General features: G+C 56.1%; 1 protein-coding gene. It reads left to right on the top strand.

All coding sequences use genetic code 11. The features are described 5' to 3' along the window. Positions 1-1213 precede the first annotated feature (1213 nt). Positions 1214-2920 (top strand): group II intron reverse transcriptase/maturase, encoded by a 1707-nt coding sequence (ltrA, locus tag WM94_RS25560; protein WP_061552416.1) that lies wholly within the window; start codon positions 1214-1216, stop codon positions 2918-2920. Positions 2921-2994 lie beyond the last annotated feature (74 nt).

Genomic DNA, 2994 nt, shown 5'->3' with positions numbered 1-2994 from the left:
TGTGCGACACGTGTAACGTGTCTCCCGTCCCAAGCTGTAGGGTCAGCTTGAGAGATTCCCAAAGGAATCAAATACTTGGGTATCCATCCCCTTGAACCAAAACCCGCCCAGAGGTCCCTCGCCTTAAAGGACTTGCCGCAGCGGCGGTGGCAAAACCCCTAGGTCGCTGAGCACTCGGAAGCGCGACTGCGGACCGATTTCATCGGTCTTGGAGTGCCATTCGTCGGAAAGTGATATGTACGAAATGAGTCATGACACATTTGGCATCATTTGCCTCACTAGCCTCCTAATCTTTTGCTTAGGGCTGGCAACGTGGGCCAACTGGTCAGAGGTCAAGAAACTTTTCAAACGGTCACCTCCACGACACTAACTCAAGCCCTTGCGGCTTCAACCCTCGCGGGAGAAATCCCCGCTGGGGTTTCTCCTGCCTCAAAACAGGAGTAACCCAACCTAAGTGAGCCGCCACAGCGGTCCCCACTTCTTCCAAACGGAGACATGAGCGAAAGCTCTGTCTGTCATTGTCCAACCATCGCTAATACAGGATGGCAGCGGACTCGTTGTGCGACCAACGGTAGCCTACGACGGCGTGCATCACTAGTAATGGTGGTGTTCGAAGCCCGTCCGACAATGTAGCCCCCCCTTCAAGGGGTGCCGCTCTCCTGCGAGGGAGGCGGTAGATACTCGGAGCAGTACCGGGTTGAGGCGCTAGGCTGACTGGTATGGACAACATACGTGAACTGCTAATAAACACCGTAAGCATTACCAAGCCAAAACTGCTGTTAGGCTTGAACCAAAAGGTACGCGGTCGGTTATCTCCGTGGCGCTTGGGGATACGTCGCCTCATATGATCGCCGGTGAAAAGGCAGGTCCTAACCCAGTCGTGTGACAGATAGGGAACGTGGTAAGCCCGTATCGCTGCCCTTGGGCAGGTGAACCGTAAGGGACACTGTTAGCGGTGCGGGTATGGGATCGCAGAGAAAGCGAATGCCAGGCTGTAATGGCCTGGATAGGGGTTGGAACATCACCCCACGGGAAAACCGGGCAGACTTCTGCGTGGTCTTCCATCGCAATAACTCTGACTGAGACCGTCTCATTAACTTCAGGGCCTAGCTCCAATTGGCCCTTGATAACCCTACCCTGACGGGGTGCATGCACCCCTCAGGGGGTACGTGCGCCTTCCGCTCGGGTGGTTTCACTTTGAGAGGAAAGCAGCATGATAGAGCTCAGCCAGCAAGGTGAGTCTGCGCTTTCCGGCACTCCGCAACAGTGGCACGACGTCGATTGGCGCCGAGCCCAGCGGAATGTCCGGGGAATGCAGATGCGAATTGCGAAGGCTTGTCGGGAAGGCAAATGGCGCAGAGTCAAATCTCTGCAACGGATGCTCACCCGCTCGAAGTCGGCCAGATACTTGGCTGTACGGAGAGTCACGGAAAATCAGGGGAGCCGCACGGCGGGAGTCGATAAGCAACTCTGGGATACACCCAACGCAAAATGGAATGCGGTTGGTCAGTTGAAGACGCGGGGATACAAGGCTCGGCCACTACGGCGAGTCTACATCCCGAAGTCGGATGGACGGGAACGCCCACTGGGTATACCGACCATGACGGACAGAGCCATGCAAGCGCTGTATATGCTGGCTCTGTCCCCCATCGCTGAAACCCGAGGCGACCCGAATAGCTACGGCTTCAGGATCGAACGTTCCACGGCGGATGCGATGGCGCAGTTGTTCTTGTGTCTATCCAAACGGGCTTCGGCCTGCTGGGTATTGGACGCAGACATCGAAGGGTTCTTCGACAACATCAACCACGACTGGCTGTTAAGAAATGCCCCAACGGAAACACGGGTGCTGCGGCAATGGTTAAAGGCCGGGGTCATCCACAAGGGGCAGCTACACGCAACGGATGCAGGTACGCCGCAAGGGGGGATTATCTCCCCGACGCTGGCAAATCTGGCACTGGATGGTCTGGAAACGCTCCTCAAGGAATACCTGGGAGTGACAAGGGCGAAAAAGCTGAAGGTGAACGTGGTGCGATACGCCGACGACTTCGTGATCACAGGGGCCTCTCCGGAGGTGCTGGAGAATGAAGTAAAACCTTGGGTAGAGCGGTTCCTCGCAACGCGCGGGCTACGGTTGTCACTCAAGAAAACGCGCATCGTCCACATCGACGAAGGCTTTGACTTCCTTGGCTGGAATTTCCGGAAGTACGACGGAACGTTACTGATCAAGCCGAACAAGAAGAACGTCAAGGCGTTCTACAGCAAGATCAGAGAGGCAATCGACTCTCACAAGACGGTCAAGCAGGAGGATCTGATCCGACTGCTCAACCCGAAACTGAGGGGCTGGGCGCTGTACCATCAACCAGTCGTCGCGAAACAGGCTTACAGCCGAATGGACCACAGAGTGTTTATCAAACTCTGGCGTTGGGCGAAGAGGCGACACCCTAACAAGTCCCTCGACTGGGTAAGGAAGAAGTATTTCCGGACCTCAGGAGACAGGAGCTGGGTGTTTGCCACCACAGTGGTAGATGCAGACGGAGGTAAAAGGGAGGTCGAGCTGTACTCGCTCGCGAGTACTCCGATCGAGCGACACAAAAAGGTGAGTGGGGATTACAACCCCTACGATCCCGCCATGGAGGCTCAAGGCGAGAAACTGCGGATGGACCGGATGCTGAGCAAGCTCAAATACCGGAAACAAATCGGCAGCCTCTTTGCCAGTCAAAATGGACTGTGTCTGCTGTGTAAGCAACCGATTACCAGAGAGACAGGGTGGCATGACCACCACGTCGTACACCGCTCCCTCGGCGGTGGAGACGAACTGGCCAATCGGGTACTCTTACACCCTAACTGCCACAACCAACTGCATACTCGTGGCCTGCACGTGAACAAACCGGCTTCCATCGGAAGCTTAGCGAAGGCTTGAGCCGTATGCGCTGAAAGGCGCACGTACGGTTCTTAGGGGGGAGTCAGCCAGGAATGGCTGGCTCCCACCCGACT

The sequence above is a fragment of the Pseudomonas sp. ABFPK genome (assembly GCF_001586765.1).
Taxonomy (GTDB): Bacteria; Pseudomonadota; Gammaproteobacteria; order Pseudomonadales; family Pseudomonadaceae; genus Aquipseudomonas; species Aquipseudomonas asiatica.
The sequence above is the reverse complement of the archived record's forward strand: the minus strand, read 5'-3'. Positions and strand labels throughout refer to the sequence as shown.

Bases quoted from the DNA above. Each gene is read 5' to 3' on its own strand.
- ltrA (WP_061552416.1), top strand. From the start codon at position 1,214: ATGATAGAGCTCAGCCAGCAAGGTGAGTCTGCGCTTTCCGGCACTCCG.